The sequence below is a fragment of the Amycolatopsis sp. BJA-103 genome (assembly GCF_002849735.1).
In the GTDB taxonomy this organism is placed as follows: domain Bacteria; phylum Actinomycetota; class Actinomycetes; order Mycobacteriales; family Pseudonocardiaceae; genus Amycolatopsis.
Genome location: NZ_CP017780.1, coordinates 2,090,677 through 2,113,764, shown reverse-complemented (window position 1 = coordinate 2,113,764; position 23,088 = coordinate 2,090,677). Strand labels below are relative to the sequence as shown.

Genomic DNA, 23,088 nt, shown 5'->3' with positions numbered 1-23,088 from the left:
CCCGGAAACCGACCATGATCCACCGCTGTTCGTGGAGGCGCCCGATGCCCGACCCGTGCCTGCTGGCCGTCTCGGCCGAACTGCCGTCCTCCCGGTGGTCCACGGCCGACCTGCTGGCCTCGGCGGGTGACCGTTTCAGCCCCCGGCTGGTCGCGATGCTGAGCGACCTGGGTGTGCGGACCCGGCACTCGGTGCTGGCGAACTACCCCGACGTGCTCTTCGCCGGGGCCGAACCCGAGTTCGAGATCACCGCGTCGGGACTGGCCACCCGCGCGGTGCGGGGCTGCCTGGCGAAAGCGGACATCGATCCCGCCACCATCGGCCTGGTGCTCGGTGTCACCAGCAGCCCGGGGAGGTTGCTGCCGAGCCTGGTCTGCGACCTGTTCGCTTCGGTCCCGGAGATCCCCCGCGAGGCTGTCGCCCTCAGCCTCGAGTACCTGGGTTGCTCGGCGGTGGCGAAAGCGGTGGACACGGCACGGTGGTTTCTCAACGCCGAGCCCGGCAAGCGCGTCCTGGTCTGCTTCATGGACGCGATCACCCCGCTCTCCCCACCGCTGCCCGGGGAGTACGGGCACTTCAGCGAGGCGACGGACCGCCAGGACACGGTGAACGCCATGCACGGCTTCCTCTTCGGTGACGCCGCGGTGGCGATGCTGCTGGGCGGCGAAGGTGCGGGGCCGACGTTCGGGCCGGTGGCGCATCTGACGAACGAACAGCCGGACGACGCGGAACTCGGCACCGTGCCGGACGGAGGCTCGGACATCCCGGTCGTGCACGGGCGGCGTCTCTACACGCTCAGCCAGCAGGTCACCCCGCGCGGGACGCACTACGCGGTCAGCACCGTGCGGTCTTTGCTGGCCGGAGGTTCCAGCGGGCTCTCCTCGCCGTCGGAGGCGGGACTGATGCTCCTGCACACCGGCAGCCGCCGCATCCTGGACGGTCTCTGCACCGAATTCGGCGTCGCCCCGGACGGGCCGGAAGCCGCGTCCTCCTACCGGATTCTGCGCGACCACGGGAACACTCTCGGCTGTTCGGTGCCCCTGATGTTCGCCGACCCGGTCCACCGCGAGCCGGGGACGGGACTGGTCGTCGCCTTCGGGCTGAGTTTCAGCTGTGGCGCGTTCACCGTGCGGATCCCGGACAGTGGCTGGCGGCCATGATGGACCTTGCCCGGTATCTACGCCATGTCGCGGCTTTCAACGGCCAGGACTGGGACCTGGTGCACCGTGAGTTCTACGCCGAGGACATCCGTGTCCGGTTCCCGGTGGCCACCCTCACCGGCAGGGCCGAATCGCTCGCCTGGTTCCGGACCGCCCACGAGGCACTGTTCGAGGTGCTGGTGCCGAAAGGCGTTCGCATCTCCCCGGACGGCGGAGAGACCGTGGCGGACCTCGCCGTGCGTTTCGTCGCCCTGGACGACACGGACTTCATTCCCGGACCCGGCACCGCACGGGCGGGCGACACCGCCGACGTCGCGATGCGGGCCACCTACCTGTCCGGTGTGGACGGCCTGATCACCCACCTCGACGTGGACTTCACCGGCCCACCGGTGCCGGGACGGATCGGCTGACGCCTCGGGAAGGTCACCGTTGGGCAACTACACCGCCCCGCCGGGCGATGCCGCGGCTACGCTCCTGCCGAACCGGGCAAAGTGCCCGCTCAGGAGGGACGACGATGAGTCGCAAGTATCGCCTGACGACCCTGCTGGCCGCCGGCATCGCGCTCGTGGGAACGGTGGTCGCGCCCGCGACCGCGATGGCCGCGCCGAGTTGCACCTCGGATCTGTGCCTGTGGTCGGGGCTCAACTACACCGGCACGAAGAGCTCGGCGGGGTACTTCGACAAGAACACCCACTGCTACCCGGACAAGCACTACAACTCCGCGGTCAGCCGCACCGGCTACAGCATCCGGATGTACAACGGCTCGTCGTGCAACGGCCCGTCGTTCGTGCTCGGACCGGGCAAGCAGGTCGCCAAGACCCAGTTCGTGGTGCACAGCTTCCGCCGCGCCTGACGCGGTGAGGTGGGACCGGTCGCCAAGTCCGGTCCCACCTCGTTTTCCTCGCCCCCGGGTCAGAACGTGACGGTGAACCCGTCGATCGAGCCGGTGTCGAACCGGTAGACGTCCTGGGCGCTCAGCTTCCAGGTGCCGTTGGCGTTCTCGCCGGAGGCGTCCACCGTGTACGTCTCGTGGACACCGCCCGCCGCACCGACTCCACCGGAGCCCTTGAGCCGGTACGCCTTCCCGCTCGGCCCGATCAGGTCGAGCACCAGGTCCGCGGTGTAGGTGTGCGAGACGTCCACCTTGACCGGCAGCGACGAGGATGCCCTGCCGTCACAGCCGTCCTGCGTCACCGCGCTCGTCACGGCGGCACCGGCGTCCGGGATACTGACCGGGGTGGTGTTCGACTTCGCACCGCACTTCGGCCCCGGGCCACCGCCACCGATGAACGAGACGTTGAGCAGTTTGTTCAGCGAACCGCTGCCCGGGTTCTTGACGACACCGTCGGACGCGTTGTTCACCAGCGCGTCCCGGACCTGTTTCGGTGTCGCGGACGGGTTGGCCGCCAGGTAGAGCGCGGCCGCGCCGACGACGTGCGGTGTCGCCATCGAGGTCCCGCTCATCCCGGCGGACCCACCGTTGCTCGGGCTCAACGAGGTGATGTTGGTGCCCGGGGCGAAGATGTCCGTGCAGCTTCCGTAGTTCGAGAACGACGAGCGGTTGTCGCTGGAGTCCGTCGCGTTCACCGTGATGGCTTCCGGCACCCGCGCGGGGCTGGTGTTGCAGGCGTCGGTCGAGGCGTTGCCCGCCGCGACGCCGTAGACGACGCCCGAAGCGATCGACTTCTTGACCGCGTCGTCGCCGACCCCCGGTGCGTCCATGCCGAGGCTCATGTTCGCCACGGCCGGCTTCACCGCGTTGGCCGTCACCCAGTCGACGGCGTCGATGATGCCCGAGTCGGGCCCGGAGTTGTCGCAGCCCAGCACCTTCAGCCCGACGATCTTGACCTTCTTGGCGACCCCGTAGGTCTTGCTGCCGAGGGTGCCGGCGGTGTGACTGCCGTGGCCGTGGCAGTCCTTGCCGTCGCCGCCCATGAAGTCCTTGCCGAGGCTCGCCCGGCCTTCGTACTCCGGGTTGGCCGGGTTGATGCCGCTGTCGAGGTCGTACGCGGTGACTCCTTCACCGCTGTTGTTGTAGGTGTACTTCTTGTCCAGCGGCAGGGATTTCTGGTCGACGCGGTCCAGCCCCCAGGTCGGGTTGGCCTGGGTTTCGGTGCCGCGGGCCGTGCCGTCCTGGTAGACGGCCTTGACCGACGGATCGGCCGCGAGCCGCCGCGCCTGCTTTTCGGTCATCTTCTTGACCGAGAAGCCGTTCAGCGCGGCCGACCAGGTGGACCGGACCTCGCCGCCGAAGCGCTGGGTCAGCGAAGCCGACGACGCCTGCGCGGTCGCGAGACCATCCTTGAGCACCACGATGTACTGGTCGCCGTAGTGCTGTTTCGCCTGCACCACAACACCTTCGGCCTCCGCGGCGACGGCGTTCCCGGCGCCGAGCGCCAGCAGCGGCGTCAGTGCACCCAGTGCCAGCAGGAGCTTTCGAGAGTTACGCATGGTGGATCACCTCCGTGGTCTTGGTGGTCACTGGACGGTGAGCGTGTACGTGGCGGTCGAGGTCTTGCCGGAGCCGTCCTTCGCCGTCACGGTGATCGGGTACGTCCCGGCCTGGAACGGCGGGAAGACCTGCATCGTCGAGGTACCGCCGCTGGAGATGGTCTGCGGGTTGAAGAACGGCGCGAACGGCAGGCCGGAACCGGAGGCCGAGAGCGTGATGGAACCGCTGCCGCCGGTCGCGGAGACCTTCGTGCTGACCATGGAACCCGGCCGCGCGGTGCCCGACGCGGGGTTGAGCGTCACCTTGAGGTCGCCCGGCTCGCTGCCGCCCTTGCCGACGGTGAGTGTCAGCGTGGTGGTCGCGGTGTCGGTCGTTCCCTTGCCGGAGACGGTGATCGTGTAGTCCCGCTCGGGCGTGTTCGCCGCGGTCTCGATCGTCAGCTTCGCCGTGCCACCGGACTTGATGGTCGACGGCTGGAAGGTCGCCTTGGCGCCATCGGGCAGTCCGGACGCGGTCAGCGCGACGTCCTCGGTGCCGTTCTTGCCCGGCTTGCTCGTGATCGACGTCGAGACGTACTTGCCGGGGTCGACCTTCGCCGAACCCGGCGACGCGGCGAGGGTGAACTTGTCCGCGCTGGGTGCTTCGCCGATCTGTTCCCTGACCCAGTCGCCCATCTCGTTGTTCAGGCGGCTGTAGACGCTGTACCACTTGAAGTCGCTGCGGCTCCACGACGTGATGCCGACGACGACACCGTTGACGATGAACGGACCACCACTGTCGCCGGGCAGGACGGTCTTGCGGCCGTCGGAGTAGCCCGCGCAGATCATCGTCGCCGGGTCTACACCGTTCTCCACCCCGGTGCACTGGTTCGCGTTGACGATCGGCAGGGTCAGCTTCTGCAGGGTGACGTCGGCGGGGCTGTCACTCTGGGTCTTCTTGCCGTAGCCCAGGCTGAAACCGTCCTTGCCCGGGGTCTCCAGGCCGGTGTCGGCCGAGGTGGCGACCTTGGCGTACCCGCCCGCGGGGACGGGGATGTCGGCGTCGGTGGTGATGATCGCGACGTCGTAACCGTTCCAGGGCTGGGTGAACCGCGGGTGGAGCTGGTAGTCGACGGCCTTGAGCTGCGTGCCGCCGGTGCTCTTCAGGTCGTCGAGTCCATAAAGGACGGACTTGTCGCCCGCCAGTTCCTTGCAGTGCGCGGCGACCATCACCTTGCGGGGTGCCACGACCGAGCCGCTGCAGCTCTGCCCCTTGGGGCGCGAACCGCCTTCACGCAGGGCCGCGATGGCGAACGGGTAGTCCTTCACCGAGGCCGGCACGCCGCCGATGCCCTGGGCGTGGGCGCCGTCGGGGATCCGGACGTCGCCGGTCGGAGCGATCGCCGACGCGGTCCGCTGGGGTGCCGCCCCGGCGGTTCCTCCGGCGATGGGGATCGACAGCGCCGTCACACCCAGCGCCAGCAGGCCCAGGATTCTTTTTCTCTGCACGGTGGTTCCTTTCACAGGGAGGGAAATCAGAAGGTCAGGCCGAAGCTGTCGATGACGCCCGCGTCGAAGCGGTAGACGTCCTGGACGCGCAGCTTCCAGTCGCCGGAACGGTTCTCGCCCGACGTGTCGACGGTGTAGGTCTTGGACAGGTCGATCGTGCTTTCGCCACCGGCCTGCTTGAGGTTGACGACCTTGCCGCTCGGCGTCACGAGGTCGATCTTCAAGTCGCCCGAGTACGCGTGCTTGATCCCCACCGCGACCGAGGTTCCCGACGTGCCCTTGGCATCGCAGGAACCGATGGTCACGGTGCTGGACACGGCGTCACCGGCGTCCGGGATGGCGACGTCGTCGGTGCTGCTGCCACCCGCGCAGGACGGCGGGTTCGGCGTGCCGCCGCCGAGAAATCCGGTGTACAGCAGCTTGTTCGGCGAGCCCTTGACATCGGAGATCTTGCCGGGGGTGGTGTTGTCGAGCAGCGCCTTGGTGACCTGCGCCGGGGTGGCCGACGGATTCGCGGTCAGGTAGAGCGCGGCCGCGCCGGCGACATGCGGGGTGGCCATCGACGTGCCGCTCATCTGCTGCGTGCCGCCGCCGTTGCGGGTGGAGGTGATGTTGCTGCCCGGCCCGAACAGGTCGGTGCAGGTTCCGTAGTTCGACGACTGGGACGAGTTGAAGATCGACCGCTTGTCCTGCGCGTCGCTGGCCGCGACCGTGATCGCCTCCGGCGTGCGGGCGGGTGAGACGTTGCAGGCGTCCTGTCCTTCGTTGCCCGCGGCGACCGTGACGGTGATCCCCGCCCGGACCGCGCCCTGCACCGCCTGGTCCACAGTGGACGTCACGCCGCCCCCGATGCTCATCGTGAGCACCGCGGGTTTCTTGGCGTTCTTGGTGACCCAGTCGATACCGGAGACGATCGTCGACCACGGCGCGCTGGAGTTGCAGCCGAGCACGCGGACGGCGACGATCTTCACGCCCTTGGCGACGCCATAGGTCGTGCTGCCGACGGTGCCCGCGACGTGTGTGCCGTGGCCGTGGCAGTCGGAGGCGTCGTTGTCGCTGTCGACGAAGTCGTAGCCACTGCTCGCGCGGCCACCGAACTCGGACTGCCGGTAGTCGGTCCCGGTGTCCAGGACGTAGACGGTGGCACCGTCGCCTTTGTTGGCATAGCTGTACTTCTTGTCCAGCGGCAGGTCTTTCTGATCGATCCGGTCCAGGCCCCAGGTGGGGTCGTTCTGGGTGTCGGTGGCACGGGCCGTCGAGTCCTGCTCGACCGACGCGACGGCCGGGTCCGCCGCGAGTCTGCGGGCCTGCGCCTCCGTCATGCGACCGGCGAAGCCGCGCAGGGCCGCGTCGTAGGTGCGGGTGACCTGCGCGCCGTAGCCGGAGGCCAGCGAGTGGGCGTCGGCGGCGCCGGCCCGGCCGGGTTCGAACGTGACGAGGTAGGCGCCCGGGATGGCGTCCGGGCCCCCTTTCAGCACGGCCTGTTCGCCCGCGGAGGCGGTGGCAGGGAGGACGAGGACGGCGGCGGACAGGGCCGTGGCCAAGGCCAAGGCCCGTCGGGGACGGAAACGTTCACGCATCGGCATACTCCTGAAGGTGGGGAATCGGCGCCGGGCGGGGAGAGAGCGAGGGCGACCACGGCGCTGTGACAACAGTGAATTTTCCGGGAGGCGAGAACAATAGTGGTTGTCCACGATGGACTACCCATTAAATTCACAGGCCCGCTACCTGCACTTTTGCCGCAACTCGCGACAGGTCGAACAAGCTCGAATTAATTCGGCCCGTATGCCGAAAAAGTAAGGGACCTCATCAATCGGCGCGGACGTGAAAAGACCGAGCCTGATTGAACCACACAATTCAGGCGGTTTTCGACGCGGCGATCCGGTCGCGCAGCAATTCTTCACTCAGGACGGCACGCGAGGGCAGATCGAGTTTGCACAACGCCCGGCCGAGATGGACCTCGACGGTGCGCGCGGAGAGGAAAAGGCGTTCGGCGATCTCGCGATTGGTGAGGTTCTGCGCGGCCAGGACGACGACCTCGAGTTCACGGGGTGACAGCGCTTTGCCGTAGCCGCGACGGCCACGCCGCGGCACGTCCGGATCGTGAGCCGCGAGAGCCCGTCGGCATCGCTGCGCGTCGACGAGGGAGTCCAGCGCCCGGTAGGTCGTCTCGGCATGGGTGAGCGCGCCCAGGACCCGTTCGTGCTCGCCGAGTTCGGCGTAGCACTCCCCGGCGAGTTCCTCCGCGCCCGCGGCCGCATAAGGCCGCGGCAAGGCTTGATACGACCGGGCCGAGCGACTGAACAGTTCGGCGGCTTCGGCGGGGCGGGGCCGGGCGAGCAGCCCTTGGCAGAAGAGGTCCGCCGCGTGGGCGAGCGGCGCGTCGCGACCGATGATCCCTTCCTGGTATTCGGCCAGCCACGCTTCGGCGGCTTCGGTCTCGTGCTCCCCGAGCAGGATCCGGACGGCCAGCGGAAGCAGTTCGGCCGCCCACACCCAGTTGTTCTTGCGGCGGACGTTTTCCAGCCCGTACTCGACGAGGCGACGCGCCCCCGGGAGATCCTTGGCGGCCAAGCGGACCGCCGCCCGGCCCGCGAACGACGAGGCCTGGAGGGGAACACTGCCCGCCGAAAGGCCGAAAGCGGCGTCGAAATCGCGCAGTGCCGCCGCTCGCCGCCCACGGCCGAAGTGGTACCAGCCCAGTGCCAGCAGCGGTTCGGCCGCCAGGGAACTGTCTTCGCCCACCCGTGCGACCAGCTCACGGGCTTCGGTGTCCACTCCCGCCCACAGGCCCATGACGACATCGAGCCGCAGATCGGTGCCCGCGGCCAAGGCCTCCAGATACGGCTGGTGCTCGTCCTGGATCAGCCGCCGTGCCGTCGCGAGATACGACCTGGCCACCGGGTAGTAGCCGTTCCACGCGGCCGCGTCGGCGAGGTTGATGTAGGTCCGGCTGACCTGACGGCGCACATCGGCCGACCGCGGCGAGTCCGGGAGCGTGCCGACGTCCTGCCAGACACCGGGATCGGCGACCTGCATCCGGCTGGACATCCGGTTCGCGGTGACCGCGGCGAGCAGTTCGACGTCACGGAGGCCGTGGCTGGCGCGCTCGGCCTGATCGAGCCAGCGCAGGTTCTCTTCGACCGGGATCGCGCCGAGGTGCGGAAGCGCCAGTGTGACCAGGCCGCGCGCGAGCAGCGCGCGGTGGTCGGAGAGGTCGGCGACGGCGAGCTGGATTTCCGAGCGGCCGGCGTCGATCTGCCCGGCCTGGTTGATCAGCACCCGGCCGAGATTGATCCGGATCTCGCCGCGGGCGGTCTTGCTCATCGGCCACTCCCGCACCGCCGTGCGGAGCAACCGGACCGTCGGTTCCTTGATCAGCTCGTAGGCCGTCCCCCTGCTGAGCCTGACCGCGAAGTTTTCCCGGTCCGCGCGGGAAAGTCCCTCTTCGCCGAGCGCGGTTTCGAGCAGGCGTGAGGCTTCGTCCGGTTTGCCCTCGGCCACCGCTCTGTCGACCGCTTCCGAGGTCCAGCGCACCCATTCGGCGAGTTCTCCGGCCGCTCGATGGTGCTGTGCGATTTTCGGCGCGTCCGGTTCCCTCGAACCGGAAAGGAAACGTGCGACGCGACCGTGCAGGCGGCATCGGCGAGGACCGGAGACAGCGCTGAGGATGACCTCCGCCGCCAGGGGGCTGCGTGCGGCGTACCGGCCCCTTCCCAGGTCTCGCAGGAATCCCTCGTCGAGAGCGGAAAGCAGCGCGTCGTCGACGGCGTCAGAGGCCAAACCGGACACGGCGGCCAGCTCGGCGCTCCCGGCCGGGCGGCCGAAGACCACAGCCGCCTCGGCGATCGCGGCACAGCCCGGTTCCGCCTTCGCGAACCTGGCCGCGAGCGCGTCGGCCCAGGCCCGGGGCACGGGCGCACCAGGCGCTTCGAGGACCGCGTGCACGGCACCGCGCACGCCACCGGTCCGGCGATGGACCAGTTCGCCGAGTTCCCGGGAACCTGCCAGTGACACGACCTCGTCGGGCTCCAGCGGCGCCAGCGTGAGTCTCGCGGTCACTCCCGACCTCGGGGGCCACCAGGACTCCCCCGCCACAGGCCGATGCGCCCGGATCGTCGTGGTGGCGACGACAGCCAGCCGCGGAGACGGGTGGTCCGCCAGGAACCTGAGGAGGTCTTGGGTTTCCTCGTCGGCCTCGTCGGCGTCATCGACGAGCAGCACGGTGCGGTCGTGCGCGGTCAGCAGTTCCCGCAGCGCCCGGAACACCAGATGACGACCGGTCGTGTCGGCAGGCACCTCGGGGAGCACCTGGGTCAGTTCCGGCAGGAACGGCCGGAGAACACCGGCGAGCGGCGACAGGAGGGGAGCGACCGTGCTCCACCGGCGGAGGTCGGCGCTCAGCGCTTCGAGCACCGGGCCGAGCGGGACGGGCCGCCGTCGCCGGGCGCAGCGAACCCGGACCAGGGCGCTGTCCTCGGTCTCGCGCCGGGTGAGCTCGTCGAGCAGCCGCGTCCGCCCGGAACCCGGTTCGCCCTCGACCACGGCGAAGGCGGGACACCGGGCGATCGCCCGCGCGGTCCCTGCGACGAAATCCGCTGTCGCGCCGTTCATGAAACGACTCTAAGCGCGAACCTCTTGTTCGGGATTTCTCTAAGGGTCCTCATTTAATGCGGCGCCGGGCGGGCCAGCTCGACGAGACTGTCGAACAGCACCTCCGCGGACCGGCACACGGCGAGCGGCGGCACCTCGAACGGGCCGATGACCTCGGTCAGCTGTTCCCAGGCGAACCGGCCCAGCACCCTGGCCAGCACTGTCCTGACCGCGGCGGGTTCCCCCGCGCGAGGCCGCAGCGCGTCGTCACCGCCACTGAGACTTCCTTCCGGCTCGAGCGCGTCGAGACAGCGTGAAAGGACCTCGCCGGTCAGCCGGACCGCCGCCACGCGTGACGGCCCTCGCAGGTAGGGGGCGACGTCCGCCATGCCCGCCATCCGGTGAAGCACGCCGGCCACCATGCGGTCTCGTAAGTAATGTGGCCCGAGGGTGGCAACGGTCGCGGGATCCTCGAATCGCTTCGACACGATCCCCAGCTTTGCCGGGCAGCGGTGCCTCAGCCAGGCCGGAAGCGATAGATGAGGATCCGTAGCTATTGACCACCAGCGGCTCGACCACGCTGAGTCAGAGGTTGATGGCCAGCCACAGGGCCAGCCAAGCGAGCAGGGCGACCACTCCGCCCACCCCGACGGCCAGGAGAACACGCCTGATCCAGAGTGATTCGTCGACGGCCCCGGTCATCGCCGTTTCGGCCGTCGATACCCCGACTTCATCGCCCATGAGGAGGAAATACCTCGGATCGTCCGGTTCAAACCCCCTGGTTCCCGCTGCTCGGCGGTCCGGCCTGCCTGAGCGGTAGTTCCGCCCAGACCGTCTTGCCTTCGGGACCACACCGCTGCCCCCATCTGGCCGCACCTCGGGCGACGAGCCGGAGGCCGAGTCCCGCGTCCTCCCCCGCGTACGCCAGCCTCGGATTCGCGTCGTCGATCTCCATGCGCAGCCGGTCCGCGGTCAGCCCCACGGTGACCGCCCGGCAGGCATGCCCGTGGACCACTGCGTTCGTCACCAGCTCGCCGAGCACCAGGGCCGCGTCATCGGCCAGGTCGGCGGACGCACCCGGATGGTGACCTTCCAGAACGCTCCTGAACCAGCGCCTGGTTTCTCCCAGGTCGGCGGCCCCGCGAGGTGGCGAGGGCAATCTTTCCTCCACGATCGTGCCTCGGCTGCTGTCCGGCATTCGGCCCTGCCTTCCCCAGACGGATACCTGAAGTGAGGATTACCCGTTCCGGGCCTGTTTCAGTCACGACTCGAGGACACCTGGCAGGTGAAAAGAGCCGACCCGTCAGCCGTCGAACGTGTCGTGTTCGGGCGGAACGGGCGATCACACGTGATCAGAGCCGGATCACGTGTGATCAGAGACGGATCACGGAGTTCGCCTTCTGATCACGCGAGATCCGGCTCCAATCACGCGAGTCACGTCATCGCGACCAGGGTCCGCCGCTTGCCCGTGAACGGCTCGCGGCCGTGGGCCATCAGCATGTTGTTGATCACCATGATGTCGCCCGGTTGCCACGGGAACGCATAGCTGACCTCGTCGTACGTCGCCTTGATCGTGGCCAGGTCCGCCTGCGGGATCGGCGAGCCGTCGGCGAAGGACGCGTTGCGGGGCAGGTCCTCCTCGGGGTACAGGTCCAGCAGCGCCTCGCTGACCTCTTCCCCCAGGCTCGAGACGTGGAACAGGTTGGCCTGGTTGAACCACACCGTCGCGCCGGTGTGCGGTTCCGTGACGAAGGACGGACGCACGTGCCGCGTGCGCAGGCCCTCGTCGGTCCACTCGTAGGTCTGCCCGTTGCCGGTGCAGTAGTCCTCCACCGCCTGGCGGTCGTCGGTCTGGAACGCCTCCTGCCAGGTCAGCCCGAGACCTTCGCGGAACGCCCGCGTGTAGGTGACGCCGCCGGCGAACCGCTCGCGCAGGTCCGCAGGCAGCAGGCGGTACATCGCCCGGCTGTCCGCGATCGGCGTCGCGCCGCCGGTTTCGGCCGCCGTGTCGCACAGGAAGAACAGGCGGTCCGGCCAGTTCGCCGAGTACGAGTTCTCGTTGTGCATCGGGATCGACTCACCCGGCGGGTACTCCGTCGAGGTGTAGATGTTGCCCGAGACCGCCGACCGCGGCGTCGACCGTTCCGTGTAGGTCAGCAGCGAGCCGCCGATCTCCTCGGTGACCTGGTTGAACACCGCCAGGTCGGCAGGCATCCCGCGCAGCAGGATCGCGCCGTCCTCGCGCAGCCGGTCCTGCAGCACTTCGCGGTGCGCGCGTACCCAGTCCAGGCCTATGGCCGCGTACACGGTGAGCTTCGTGTGGTCGTTGCCCTCGATGTGACCGAGGTTCGCCGCGAGTTCGGCGGTCATGATTCCTCCAGTTCGAAACGGATCAGCTTGGCGGCCTCGGCGTGCAGCGCGGCGAGGTCTTCGGTGTCGGCGAACCCCGCGGCGAGCACGTTCACCGCGTAGATCTCCTGGTCGTCGGTGAGCAGTTGGCCGGGGCGCACGATCGTGACGACCTCCAGGACCTCGGGCAGGTCGGCGACCTCGTCGGTGCCCTCGACGCGGACCAGCCGCCCGGTGCCCTCGGCGTAGAAGATCAGGTAGCCCACCGGCACCGGCAGGCCCGCACCTCGCGCGGGCGGCGGCGTGCCCAGTGCCAGCGACACGGCCTCGGCGATGACGTCGATGCCGGTCGCGAGCTTCAGCAGCACCGGCTGGGCGCCGCCTGCCGGGCGGCCCGCGTTCACCTCGACGATCGCCGGGCCCAGCTCGGCGTCGTCGATCAGCTCCACGTGCGCGCAGGTGTTGTCCAGGCCCAGCGCGAGCGCGGCGGCCGCCGCCGCCGCGAACAGCCGTTCGCTGTCCTTTTCGGACAGTTCGAGCGGTGGGCAGACCATGCCCAGCTCGAACTTACGGTCGTCGATGAGCGGCTTTTCGACCACGGCCACCGGTTCCGCGACGCCGTCGCGCACCAGGACGTCGACCGCGTACTCCGGGCCACGCAGCAGGCCTTCCACGAGGAACACCTTCACCGGGTCGATCGGCGACGGGCCGCCACCGATGAGCCGGTGGTACCGGGCGTCCTCCGACAGTGGCAACCGCTCGGCCAGCAGCCGGTACGCCGCCGCCAGTTCGTCCACAGTGGACACCGTGCGCACGAGATTGCTCGCCGCGCCGTTCACCGGCTTGACGATCGCCGGGAGCCCGACCGCCGAAGCCACCGACGCAGCCTCGGACTCGGCGGAGATCAGTGCGCAGCGCGGCCCTGGCAACCCGGCCGCGGCCAGCGCCCGCCGGACCGCGAACTTGTTGTGCGTCACGGTGAACACCGACGCCGGGCAGCGTGCCACGCCGAGCAGCTCGGCCGCGCGGGCGACGTTCGCGATGATCCCCTCGGCGGCGGTCACCACCCCGGCCGGACGCTCGGTCCGCGCCCGGATCGCCTCGGCCACGGATTCGGCGTCACGGACGTCGTCGACGACGACGAAGCCGTCCACCAGTTCCGTCAGCTGTGCCTGCTCGGCCGGTTCCAGAGGCTGGGTGACCAGCTCGACCCCCAGCCCGGTCGCGCGCACGGCGGCCACGACGTCGGCGATCCACTGCCCGGCGGTCTCCCGGACCACGAACACGGTGTTCACACGTCCTCCAGTTCCAGCTGGACGAGCTTGCTCGCCTCCGCATGCAGGGCGGCGAGGTCGTCGTGATCGGCGAACCCCGCCACGACGAGGTTGACCGCGTAGGTCTCCTGTTCGTCGGTGAGCACCTGCCCCGGCGAGACGGTGGTGACGACGTCGATCACCTCGGGAAGCTCGGCGATCTCGTCGAGTCCGCCGATCCTCGTCAACCGGCCCGAACCGGCCGCGTAGAGGATCAGCATGCCCAGCGGGATCGGCAGTTTCGCGGGTTCCCGTACCGGCGGCGGAGCGCCCACCGCGAGCGCCGCCAGCTCGGCGAACACGTCGATGCCGGTGCGCAGCTTCGCCAGCAGCGGCATGATCGACCCGGCAGGCCTGCCCGCGTTGACCTCGACGATCGTCGGGCCGCGGTCGACGTCGTCGATCAGCTCGACGTGGGCACAGGTGTTGTCGAGACCCAGCGCGCGGACGGCGGCGACCGCCGCCGCGGTGACCAGTCCGGCCCGGTCGGCGGTGAGCCCGGCGGGCGGGCACGACAGCGCCAGCTCGAACTTCCGCTCGTCGATCAGCGGCTTGTCGAGGATCTCGACCGGCTCGGCCACTCCATCGCGGACCAGCACGTCCACCGCGTACTCCGGGCCACGCAGGAAACCTTCGACGAGAAACGTCTTTGAAGGGTCCAGGGTTCCCAGTCGACGGTGGTAGCGCGGATCCGCGGACTCGGGCAGTCGCGCGGCCAGCAGCTCGTACGCGGCCGCCAGTTCGTCCACAGTGGACACGGCGCGGACGAGGTTGCTGCCCGCCCCGTTGACCGGCTTGACGATCGCCGGGAGCCCGACCGCCGAAGCGACCGACGCCGCCTCGGCGGCCGACGAGATCAGGGCGTGGGCGGGCCCGGGCAGTCCCGCCGCGGCGAGGGCCTCCCGAACGGCGAACTTGTTCGCGCACAAGGCGAACACCGACGCCGGGCAGCGTGCCACCCCGAGCAGCTCCGCGGCGCGGGTGGTGCTCGCGATGGCGCCGTCCGAACCGGTGAAGATGCCGGCCAGCGCGCCGCCGCCGATCTCCCGGACCTTCGCCGCGACGGCTTCCGCGTCGTGGACGTCGTCGAGCGCGATGACGTCGTCCACCACTCCGGCCAGCGTGGCCCGCTCGGCCGCGTCCATCGGCGGGGCGAGCAGCACCACGCGGTGCCCGGCCGCCCGCATCGACGGCGCGACCTCACCGACCCAGTGCCCGCGGGCCTCCCTGACCAGCACTGCCGTGCTCATGCGGCTTCCTTCCCCGCGAGCTTGCGCTCCCGTTCCTGCGCCCCGACCAAGTCGTCGGGCAGCGAATCGGGCACCTCGGTGTCGAACCGGCGCAGCCGCCGCATCGAGAACCCGCCCACGTTGATCAGCAGCAGGATCAGCGCGAAGACGACATAGGCGAGCCCGATGCCCCGGGTCTCACCGGTGCCGAGCACGGCGCCGACCGACCCGGTCAGCGCGCCGCCCGGCGCCAGCAGCGGCGAGAACCAGCCGACGGCCAGCGGCGCCAGCACGGCGAATCCGATCGGCAGCGTCGACCACGTGATCGTCTGGTTGATCGCGAACACCCGGCCGTGGAACCGCTGCGGCACCTTGACCTGCACCAGCGTCGCGTAGATGCCTTGCGACACGGACATCGCGGCGGCCAGGACGAACACACCGGCCGCGACGACGATCAGCGACGGCCGCAGGCCCATCATGAGGCTGCCGAGCGCGATCCCGATGTTGCCGGCGAGCACGCCGACCATCCGGCGATGCCGCGGGCCACCCCACAGCGCCATCCCGATCCCGCCCGCCACCGCGCCGACGGCCTCGGCCAGCGCCACCTGCGCGACGTCGGTGACCGAGCCGAACGACAACACGAGCGGCGACACCAGCACCAGCGCGGGAGCGAGGAAGACGTTCGCCAGCGCGAAATACAGCAGCATCGTGCGGAAGCCGCGATGGTTCCACGAGTACCGCAGCCCGCCCGCGATCGCCGTCAGCAGCGGTTCGCGCGGGCGCCAGCCCAGCAGATCCGGGAACCGCACCAGCAGCAGGCCCACGATCGCGAACGCGTAGCTCGCCATGTCCAAGATCAGGATGCCGGACAGCTGGATCGTCGCCAGCAGCCCGGCCGCGAGCACCGGCATCAGCAATTGGGCGAAACCGGTGGACAGCTGCGCGAGGCCCATCGCGTGGCCGAGGTACTGCTTCGGCACCAGCTGCGCCACCGACGACTGGTAGGCGATGCGCTGGAACGAAGCGGCCACTGATCCGAGCGGGATCAGCACGTAGAACAACCACAGCTGGACGTGCCCGGTGATCAGCAGCAACGCCAGGATCAACTGGATCCCGCCGGCGGTGCCGCTGGCCGCGATCATGATCCGCCGCCGGTCGCCGCGGTCGACCAGCGCGCCCGCCACCGGCAGGACGAGCACGCCGAACATCAGCGCGAGCGCCCACAGCAGGCCGAGGTCGGCGACCGAGCCCGTGCGGGTGTAGAGCCAGATCGGCACCGCGAACGACGTCAGCGCCGAGCCGGTCGAGGACACCAGTTGCCCGGCCGTGATCGTGAGGAACCGGGCCATGCTCGGCCGCACAGTGGGTTTGTCGTCCACTTCCGCCCGATGGGTCTCGTGCACCGCCCAGGCCGCGTCTTCGCCGCGGGCCCGGACGTCGAGCTCGCCGGGATCGTCCAGTGCCGGGTGCACCTGCGTGACGATCTCCGCGAGTTCGTCGGCCCGGTAGCGCAGGAAGAAGTGCCCGGCCCGGTCGAGCACCACGAGCGCGGTGGTGTCGGTGAGGAACTCCCATTCCCGGTACCGCTCGGTGTAGTAGTCGGTGACCGGGTCTTCGGAGCCGACCACCGACACGATCGGCGCGCGCAGTTTGGCCACGCGGGCGTCGAGCAGGCCGCTGAAGTACTCCTCGGCGGCGCGGCTGTCGGCGCGCATGTTCGTGATGATCCGGTCGGCCTGCGCCGGGTCGAGGTCGTCGGTGTCGACGCCCATGCCCTTGAGCCAGTTCGAGTAGTACCGGTTGCTGCGCAGCTTCTCCAGCCGGGTGCGCAGCGTGCCCACCGCGCCCTTCATCCGGGCGAACGGGAAGATCGCGCCGATGTAGACGACCTCCAGTTCGCGGCCGCGCTCTTCGAGCAGCCGGGCGACGGCGACGGCGAGTGCGTTGCCGACACCGCAGTGGCCGTAGATGGCCAGCGGGCCGTCGACGCGGTCGAGGATCTCGTCGGCCAGCCGCTCGACCAGGTCGTCGAAGGGCACGGCCTCTTCGGACAGTCCGACGTCGTGGCCGGGGATGGCGACCGAGTAGAGCGAGTAACCGTCCGGGAGCGCGTCGGCCAGTGGCTGGTAGACGATCGCGCTGCCGCCTCCGTAGGGGAAACAGACGTAGGTCAGTGTCCGCTGCGTCGTCGGCTTGGTCAGCTCGTACAGCAGGTGGCGCGGCCGGTCGGCGGTGTCACCGTCCATGAAGGACGCCAGCTCGCGGATCGTGCGGTGCTGGAACAGATCCATGACGCCGACCTGGCCGGCGTCCGCCTTGCCGATCCGCGCCACCACCTGGGTGGCCAGCATCGAGTGGCCGCCGAGGTCGAAGAAGTCGTCGTCGACGCCCAGTTCGTCCACTTTGAGCACGTCCCGCCAGATCCCGGCCAGCAGGACCTCGACCGGGGTCGACGGCGCGACCAGCTCCTTGGTCGCGTCCCGGGACGCGACCGGAGCGGGTAGCGCCTTGCGGTCGAGCTTGCCGTTCGGGGTGAGCGGCAGCTCGTCGAGCGGGACGAACGACGGGGGCACCATGTAGTCCGGGAGGCTCTGCTTGAGCGCCGTCCGCAGCGCGCCGGGCTCGGCGTCACCGACGACGTACCCGACCAGCCGCTTGTCCCCCGGCGTGTCCTCGCGGACGATCACGGCGGCGTCGCGCACACCTGGTTGGGCGCGCAAGGTCGTCTCGATCTCCCCCAGCTCGATGCGCAGGCCGCGCAGCTTGACCTGGTGGTCGATCCGGCCGAGGAACGCGATCGTCCCGTCCGGGCGCCAGTGCGCGAGGTCGCCGGTCCGGTACATCCGTCCACTGTGGAACGGGTCGGGCACGAACCGCTCGGCCGTGAGCTCCGTGCGGTTGTGGTACCCGAGGGCGAGGCCGACACCGGCGATGTGCAGTTCGCCGGGTACGCCGACCGGGCAGGGCCGCCCCGAACTGTCGAGGACGTAGATCCGGATGTTCTGGATCGGCGCCCCGATCGGCACCGACGCGACCTCGGCGAGCGCGGCGGGCGTGCAGTGCCAGGCGGTGACGTCGATGGCGGCTTCGGTCGGGCCGTAGAGGTTGTGCAGCTCGCAGTCCGGCAGCCGCCGGGTGAACTCGCGGGCCGCGTCGAGCGGCAGCTCCTCGCCGCTGCACACGACCCGCCGCAGCGCCGTGCAGCTCTCGACGCCTTGCTCGGCCAGGAACAGCGTGAGCATCGACGGCACGAAGTGCGCGGTGGTGATGCCTTCGGACGCGAGCAGCTCGCGCAGGTACGCGGCGTCCTTGTGACCACCGGGTTCGGCGAGCACCAGCCGCGCGCCGGTGATCAGCGGCCAGAAGAACTCCCAGACCGACACGTCGAAACCGGCCGGGGTCTTCTGCAGCACCGAATCGGTGCCGTCGAGACGGTACGCGCGCTGCATCCAGTCGAGCCGGTTGACGATGCCGCGGTGACCGTTGGGCACGCCTTTCGGCTGGCCAGTCGAGCCCGAGGTGTAGATGACGTACGCCGGATCTTCCGGTCCGGCGAGCGGCTCGGGCGGGGTGCCCGGCTGCCCCGCCGTCTCGGCAGGGTCGTCTAGAACTATGACGGTCGTGTCACCCGGAGGCAGCGTTTCGCGCAATGCCGCCTGCGTCAGCACGACGGGTGCGGCCGCGTCCCGCAGCATGAACGCCAGCCGGTCGGCCGGGTACTCCGGGTCGAGCGGGACGTACGCGCCACCGGCCTTCAGCACGCCGAGGAGTGCGACGACCAGCTCGAACGACCGCTCCGCGAACACCCCGGTGAGCACGCCCGGTCCGACGCCGAGGCCACGCAGCCGGTGCGCGAGCCGGTTGGCCCGCTCGTCCAGCTCGCGGTAGGTCAGTGACGCGCCGCGGAAGGTCACCGCGGGCGCGTCCGGCGTCCGGGCGGCCTGCTCCTCGACGAGCGCGTGCAGCGTGGTCTGCGGGAACTCGGCCGTCGTGGCGTTCCAGCGCTCCAGGACGAGTTCACGCTGCCCGGCGTCGAGAATGTCCAATTCGGACAGTCTCCGGTCCGGATCGGCGACGATCGAGCGCAGCAGCGTGACCAGCCGCCCGGCCATCCCGGCGACCGTGTCCGCGGTGAACAGCGCCGTGTTGTGCACGAACTTGCCGATCAGCCCGCTCTCGATCTCGATCGCGTGGAACTCGAAGTCGAACCGGGTCGCGGGCAGGTCCATCGGCAGCCAGCGGAAGTCCACAGCGGACTGCCCGGCCGCACCCATCCGGCCCATCTCGTAGTTCTGCAGTACGAACATCGCCTGGAACACCGGCGAGCGGCTGACGTCGCGGGGCACGCCGAGCGCGTTCACCAGCCGCTCGAACGGGACGTCGGCGTGGTCGAACGCGTCCAGCACGTGCCGCCGGGTGCGGTCGAGCAGCTCGGCGAACGTCGGGTCACCCTCCAGCTGGGCCCGCAGGGGCAGCATGTTGATGAACATGCCTGCCACGCCCTCGAGCTCGGGCAGGCCGCGCCCGGCCGACGACGAGCCGATCGCGAAGTCGTCCTGGCCCGAGTACCGCGCCAGCAGCACCTGGTAGGCGGCCAGCAAGGTCATGAAAAGCGTGACGCCGTGCCCGCGGCTCAGCTCGCCGAGAGCCCGGGCGAGATCGCGCTCGACGAAGAACTCGTGGATCGCGCCGTCGAAGCTCTGTTTGGCGGGCCGTGGCCGGTCGGTGGGCAGCTCCAGGGGCTCGACCCCGGCGAGCTGTGCCCGCCAGTGCTCCAGCTGCCGGTCGAGTTCGTCACCGGTGAGCGTGCGGCGCTGCCAATGCGCGAAGTCGCCGTACCCGATGCTCAGCGCGGGCAGCTCGGCCGTGCCGCCGGAGCTCAGGGCGTGGTACTGCGCGGCGAGGTCACGCAGCAGCAGGTCGACCGACCAGCCGTCACCCACGATGTGGTGCGTGCACAGGACCAGCAGGTGCTCTTCGTCGGACACCCGGGCCAGGGTCGCCCGCAGCAACGGGCCCGTGGCCAGGTCGAACGTCTCGGCCGCGGCGGCGTCGACGGCGGCGCGGGCCGCCTCCTCGCTTCCGGAATCCACTATGGACAGTCCGACCGTGACCGAGGGTTCGATGTGGACGGTCGGCTGTCCGTCGTCGCCTGCCGGGAACCGCATCCGCAGCGCCTCGTGCCGCACCGGCAGGGTGTCCAAAGCGGACTGGAGCGCGGTGACGTCGAGCCGTCCGGTCAGCCGGATCGGCACCGGGATGTGGTAGGACCCGGTGCCCGGCGCGAACTGCTCCATGAACCAGACGCGTTCCTGCTGATAGGACAGCGGGACGACGGCGTCGCCTCCGCGCGGCGTGATGGTCGCGGCAGGCTCCGTGCGCCGTCGCAGCCGTCGTTCGAGCAGGGCGCGGCGCGCGGCCGCGCCGCTGGTTTCGTCGATCGTGGTCATGAGAGCTCGCCTTCGGCCAGCTGGCGCTGGACCTCTTCGTCACTGAGCTGGTCGAGGTCCTCGGCGAGCCGCCGCTCGATCTCGGCGGCGAGTTCGGCGACGGTGGTGAAAGAGAACAGCCCCCGCACCGGGATGTCGACTTCGAGCTGTTTGCGGAGCCGGGACATCGCGCGGATCGCCAGCAGCGAGTTGCCGCCGCGAGCGAAGAAGTCGTCGTGCACGCCGAGGTCACCGATGTCGAGCAGCTCGCCGAGCACCTCGGTGACGAGTTCTTCGGCCGCGGTCCGGGGTGCGACGTACGCCACCGCCTCACCGGGTTCGGGATCCGGCAGCGCGGCCCGGTCGAGCTTGCCGCTGGCCGCCATCGGCAGCGCGTCCAGCTTCACGAACCGGGTCGGCACCAGGTAGTCCGGCAACGTCTTCCGCAGGGCTTCGGCCGCTCCGTCGGAGCTGCCGACGACATAGCCGACGAGCGTGTCGCCGCGCACCGCCACCGCCGCGTCCCGCACCTGTGGCAGCTCGCGCAGCGCAGCTTCGACCTCGCCGGGTTCGATGCGGTAGCCGCGCAGTTTCACCTGCTCGTCGATGCGGCCGAGGTAATCGAGCGTGCCGTCGCGGCGCCAGCGGACGAGGTCGCCGGTCGCGTACATGCGGCCGGACGGACCCTCGGTGAACTTTTCGGCGGTCAGGTCCGGCAGCCCGAGGTAGCCGCGGGCGAGCTGCGGCCCGGCGACGAACAGCTCGCCCGGGACACCCGGCGGCACCGGCTGCCGCCGCTCGTCGAGAACGTACACGCGGGTACCGGGCACTGGACGGCCGATCAGGACGGGTCCGGACGGCAGCTCGTCCCCGGGTTCGATCCGGTGCACGACACAGCCGACCGTGGCCTCGGTCGGGCCGTACTCGTTGACGACGAGCGTGCCGGGGTGCCGCTCTCGCCACGGCTGAACGGCTTCCGCGGTCAGCGCTTCGCCACCGAGTACCAGCTCACCCGTCGGGAACAGCTCCTCGGCGAGGACGGCGAGGTGCGTCGGGGTCGCCTTGACGAACGTCGGCCTGCCGCCGTCGACCACCGCGCCCCCGGCGGTGAGGGTGCCGAGCAGCGTCGTCACGGTGAGGTCGAACGACGGCGACGTGTGCAGCAGCGCCCGTCCGGCCAGGCCGGGGTACGCCTCACGCGCCCACGCCAGGTACGTGTCGACGGCACGGTGCTCGACCTCGACGCCCTTGGGCCGCCCGGTCGAGCCCGACGTGTAGATCACATAGGCGACGTCGCCCGGCCCGGCCGCCGGTTCCGGGTTCTCGGTGGCCGCGGTGGACCACTCGGCCGGATCGTCCAGGGCCAGCGTCTTGGTGTCCAAAGTGGACTCTCCGGCGACCAGCACGAACGGGACACCCGCGTCGGCGAGGATCAGCGCCTGCCGCGGGGCCGGGTTGGCCGGGTCGAGCGGGACGTAGGCCGCGCCGCTCTTCAGCACCCCGAGCAGGCCGGTCAGCAGATCCGCCGAGTTCGGCACGCAGACACCGACGACGGTGCCGGGACCGGCGCCCAGCTCGCGCAGCCGGTGTGCGACGCGGTTGGCCCGCGTGTTCAGCTCGGCGTAGGTCAGGCGAACCCCACCGAGGTCTACGGCGGGTGCGTCCGGGGTCCGCCGCACCTGGTCCTCGAACCGGGCGGGCACGGTCGTGGCGTCCGAATTAGACACTGTGGACGGTTCCGCCGAGTTCCAGCCGGTCAGGACCAGCTCACGCTCGACCTCCGAAAGCAGCGACAGGTCCGCGATCGACTGTGCCGGATCGGCCAGCGCCGAAGTCAGCAGCCGCAGGTACCGCTCGGCCACGGCTTCGGCGGTCTCGCGGTCGAACAGGTCGGTGCGGTAGACGAGCCTGCCGTCCACGGCGGTCAGGTCGATCGCGATGTCGTCCTTCGCGGTGGCCGAGCGGACCGGCTCCAGCCCCGAGTCGGGCAGGAAGTTGAACCCGAGCTGATACAGCGTCTGCACGCCGGGGTCGCGCTCGGCCCCGGCTGCCTCGGCGACCACCTGGAACGGCACCTGGCTGTGGTCGATCGCTTCCAGCAGCGTGGTCCGGACCCGGCCGACCAGCTCGGTGAACGCGGGCGCGCCCGAACAGTCGACGCGTACGGCCATCTGGTTGACGAACATGCCGATCAGGTCGGCCAGCTCCGGCAGGTCGCGGCCGGCGACCGGGACGCCGACGACGACGTCGTCCACTCGGGACAGTCGTGCCACGAGTGCCGCGTAGCCGGCCAGCAGCACCATGAACGGCGACGCCGAGAGCTCCCGGCTCAGCTCGCCGACCCGGCCGATCAGTCCGTCCGGGAGGGCGAAGTCCACCTGGTCACCGGCGAACGTCAGTGCTGAGGGACGCGGCCGGTCGGTGGGCAGGCCGTGGACCGGCGGCAGCCCGGCGAGCTGCGTCCGCCAGTAGTCCAGCTGTTCGGAGGACGTTTCGAGCTGCCCGCGCTGCCAGGCCGAGTAGTCCGGGTACTGGATGGCCAGCTCGGGCAGCTTCGGCTCGCGGCCCTCGAAGACGGCGTCGCACGCCTCGCTCAGCTCGGCCTCCAGCACCAGCACCGAACGGGCGTCGAACACGGTGTGGTGCACGACGAACGTGAGCACCCACTCGTCGTCGGCCAGGCGGCACAGCTGGGCCCGCCACGGCGGCGGCGAGTCGAGCGGGATGGCCCCGCGCACGACAGCGCCGACGAGTTCGGCGAGCCGGTCGCCGCGAGCCTCGGCGGGCAGATCCCGCAAGTCGTGTACTTCGGGCTCGATCGGCACCTCGGCGTGCACCACCTGCATGAGCGCGCCACCGTCCATGCGGAACGACGTGCGCAGCGCCTCGTGCCGCCCGACGACGACGCCGAGCGCGGTGCGCCACTGCGCGGCGGTCAGCGGGCGGTCCAGCCGGGCCCGGCAGTGCAGGTTGTACACCGGGGACGCGGGGTCGAGCTGGCCGGACAGCCAGATCCGCTCCTGGCCGAACGAGGCCGGGAACGTCCATTCCTTCGTGTCGCTCATGATTTCCTGTT

At 70.1% G+C, this 23,088-nt stretch carries 15 protein-coding genes; 3 read left to right on the top strand and 12 right to left on the bottom strand.

Annotated features, from left to right (window positions below; translation table 11 throughout):
* Nucleotides 1–44: 44 nt before the first annotated feature.
* The 3 genes from BKN51_RS09210 to BKN51_RS09200 all read left to right on the top strand — a co-directional run bounded on the left by BKN51_RS09210 (nucleotide 45) and on the right by BKN51_RS09200 (nucleotide 2,013).
* Nucleotides 45–1,160, top strand: a complete 1,116-nt coding sequence (locus BKN51_RS09210) for a 3-oxoacyl-[acyl-carrier-protein] synthase III C-terminal domain-containing protein (RefSeq protein WP_101607249.1) — start codon at nucleotides 45–47, stop codon at nucleotides 1,158–1,160.
* Nucleotides 1,157–1,570, top strand: coding sequence for a nuclear transport factor 2 family protein (locus BKN51_RS09205; RefSeq protein ID WP_101607248.1), 414 nt, complete (start codon nucleotides 1,157–1,159; stop codon nucleotides 1,568–1,570). Before BKN51_RS09210 ends, BKN51_RS09205 begins: the two co-directional genes overlap by 4 nt.
* A gap of 104 nt (nucleotides 1,571–1,674) precedes the next feature.
* The gene (locus BKN51_RS09200; protein ID WP_158255812.1) at nucleotides 1,675–2,013 is read left to right on the top strand and encodes a peptidase inhibitor family I36 protein; all 339 of its coding nucleotides are present in this window, start codon (nucleotides 1,675–1,677) and stop codon (nucleotides 2,011–2,013) included.
* A 59-nt stretch (nucleotides 2,014–2,072) separates the two neighbouring features.
* Here BKN51_RS09200 and BKN51_RS09195 read toward each other — a convergent pair whose 3' ends face one another.
* The 12 genes from BKN51_RS09195 to BKN51_RS09145 form a co-directional block, all read right to left on the bottom strand.
* Nucleotides 2,073–3,611, bottom strand: coding sequence for a S8 family peptidase (locus BKN51_RS09195; RefSeq protein ID WP_101607246.1), 1,539 nt, complete (start codon nucleotides 3,609–3,611; stop codon nucleotides 2,073–2,075).
* Between the two features lie 27 nt (nucleotides 3,612–3,638).
* Nucleotides 3,639–5,099 carry a trypsin-like serine protease gene (locus tag BKN51_RS09190; protein ID WP_101613135.1) on the bottom strand — a complete coding sequence of 487 codons (1,461 nt, stop codon included), beginning with the start codon at nucleotides 5,097–5,099 and terminating at the stop codon, nucleotides 3,639–3,641.
* A 26-nt stretch (nucleotides 5,100–5,125) separates the two neighbouring features.
* Nucleotides 5,126–6,679 carry a S8 family peptidase gene (locus BKN51_RS09185; protein ID WP_101607245.1) on the bottom strand — a complete coding sequence of 518 codons (1,554 nt, stop codon included), beginning with the start codon at nucleotides 6,677–6,679 and terminating at the stop codon, nucleotides 5,126–5,128.
* Nucleotides 6,680–6,956: 277 nt separating this feature from the next.
* Nucleotides 6,957–9,713: an AAA family ATPase gene (locus BKN51_RS09180; protein WP_101607244.1), complete on the bottom strand. Its 2,757-nt coding sequence runs from the start codon at nucleotides 9,711–9,713 to the stop codon at nucleotides 6,957–6,959.
* A 53-nt stretch (nucleotides 9,714–9,766) separates the two neighbouring features.
* Complete coding sequence (locus tag BKN51_RS09175) at nucleotides 9,767–10,114, bottom strand: hypothetical protein (RefSeq protein WP_101607243.1); 348 nt, start codon at nucleotides 10,112–10,114, stop codon at nucleotides 9,767–9,769.
* Nucleotides 10,115–10,277: 163 nt separating this feature from the next.
* Nucleotides 10,278–10,433: a hypothetical protein gene (locus BKN51_RS42995; RefSeq protein WP_158255813.1), complete on the bottom strand. Its 156-nt coding sequence runs from the start codon at nucleotides 10,431–10,433 to the stop codon at nucleotides 10,278–10,280.
* Nucleotides 10,434–10,461: 28 nt separating this feature from the next.
* Entirely contained in the window at nucleotides 10,462–10,851 is a 390-nt protein-coding gene (locus BKN51_RS09170; RefSeq protein ID WP_146044411.1) for an ATP-binding protein, read from the bottom strand.
* Between the two features lie 275 nt (nucleotides 10,852–11,126).
* Entirely contained in the window at nucleotides 11,127–12,062 is a 936-nt protein-coding gene (locus tag BKN51_RS09165; RefSeq protein ID WP_101607241.1) for a TauD/TfdA family dioxygenase, read from the bottom strand.
* Entirely contained in the window at nucleotides 12,059–13,336 is a 1,278-nt protein-coding gene (locus tag BKN51_RS09160; RefSeq protein WP_101607240.1) for an ATP-grasp domain-containing protein, read from the bottom strand. Before BKN51_RS09160 ends, BKN51_RS09165 begins: the two co-directional genes overlap by 4 nt.
* Nucleotides 13,333–14,604, bottom strand: coding sequence for an ATP-grasp domain-containing protein (locus tag BKN51_RS09155; protein ID WP_101607239.1), 1,272 nt, complete (start codon nucleotides 14,602–14,604; stop codon nucleotides 13,333–13,335). Before BKN51_RS09155 ends, BKN51_RS09160 begins: the two co-directional genes overlap by 4 nt.
* On the bottom strand, nucleotides 14,601–20,033 hold the full coding sequence (locus tag BKN51_RS09150) for a non-ribosomal peptide synthetase/MFS transporter (protein WP_101607238.1): 5,433 nt from the start codon (nucleotides 20,031–20,033) through the stop codon (nucleotides 14,601–14,603). The genes BKN51_RS09155 and BKN51_RS09150 overlap by 4 nt, the downstream gene beginning before the upstream one ends.
* The gene (locus BKN51_RS09145) at nucleotides 20,030–23,077 is read right to left on the bottom strand and encodes a non-ribosomal peptide synthetase (RefSeq protein ID WP_101607237.1); all 3,048 of its coding nucleotides are present in this window, start codon (nucleotides 23,075–23,077) and stop codon (nucleotides 20,030–20,032) included. The genes BKN51_RS09150 and BKN51_RS09145 overlap by 4 nt, the downstream gene beginning before the upstream one ends.
* Nucleotides 23,078–23,088: the final 11 nt, after the last annotated feature.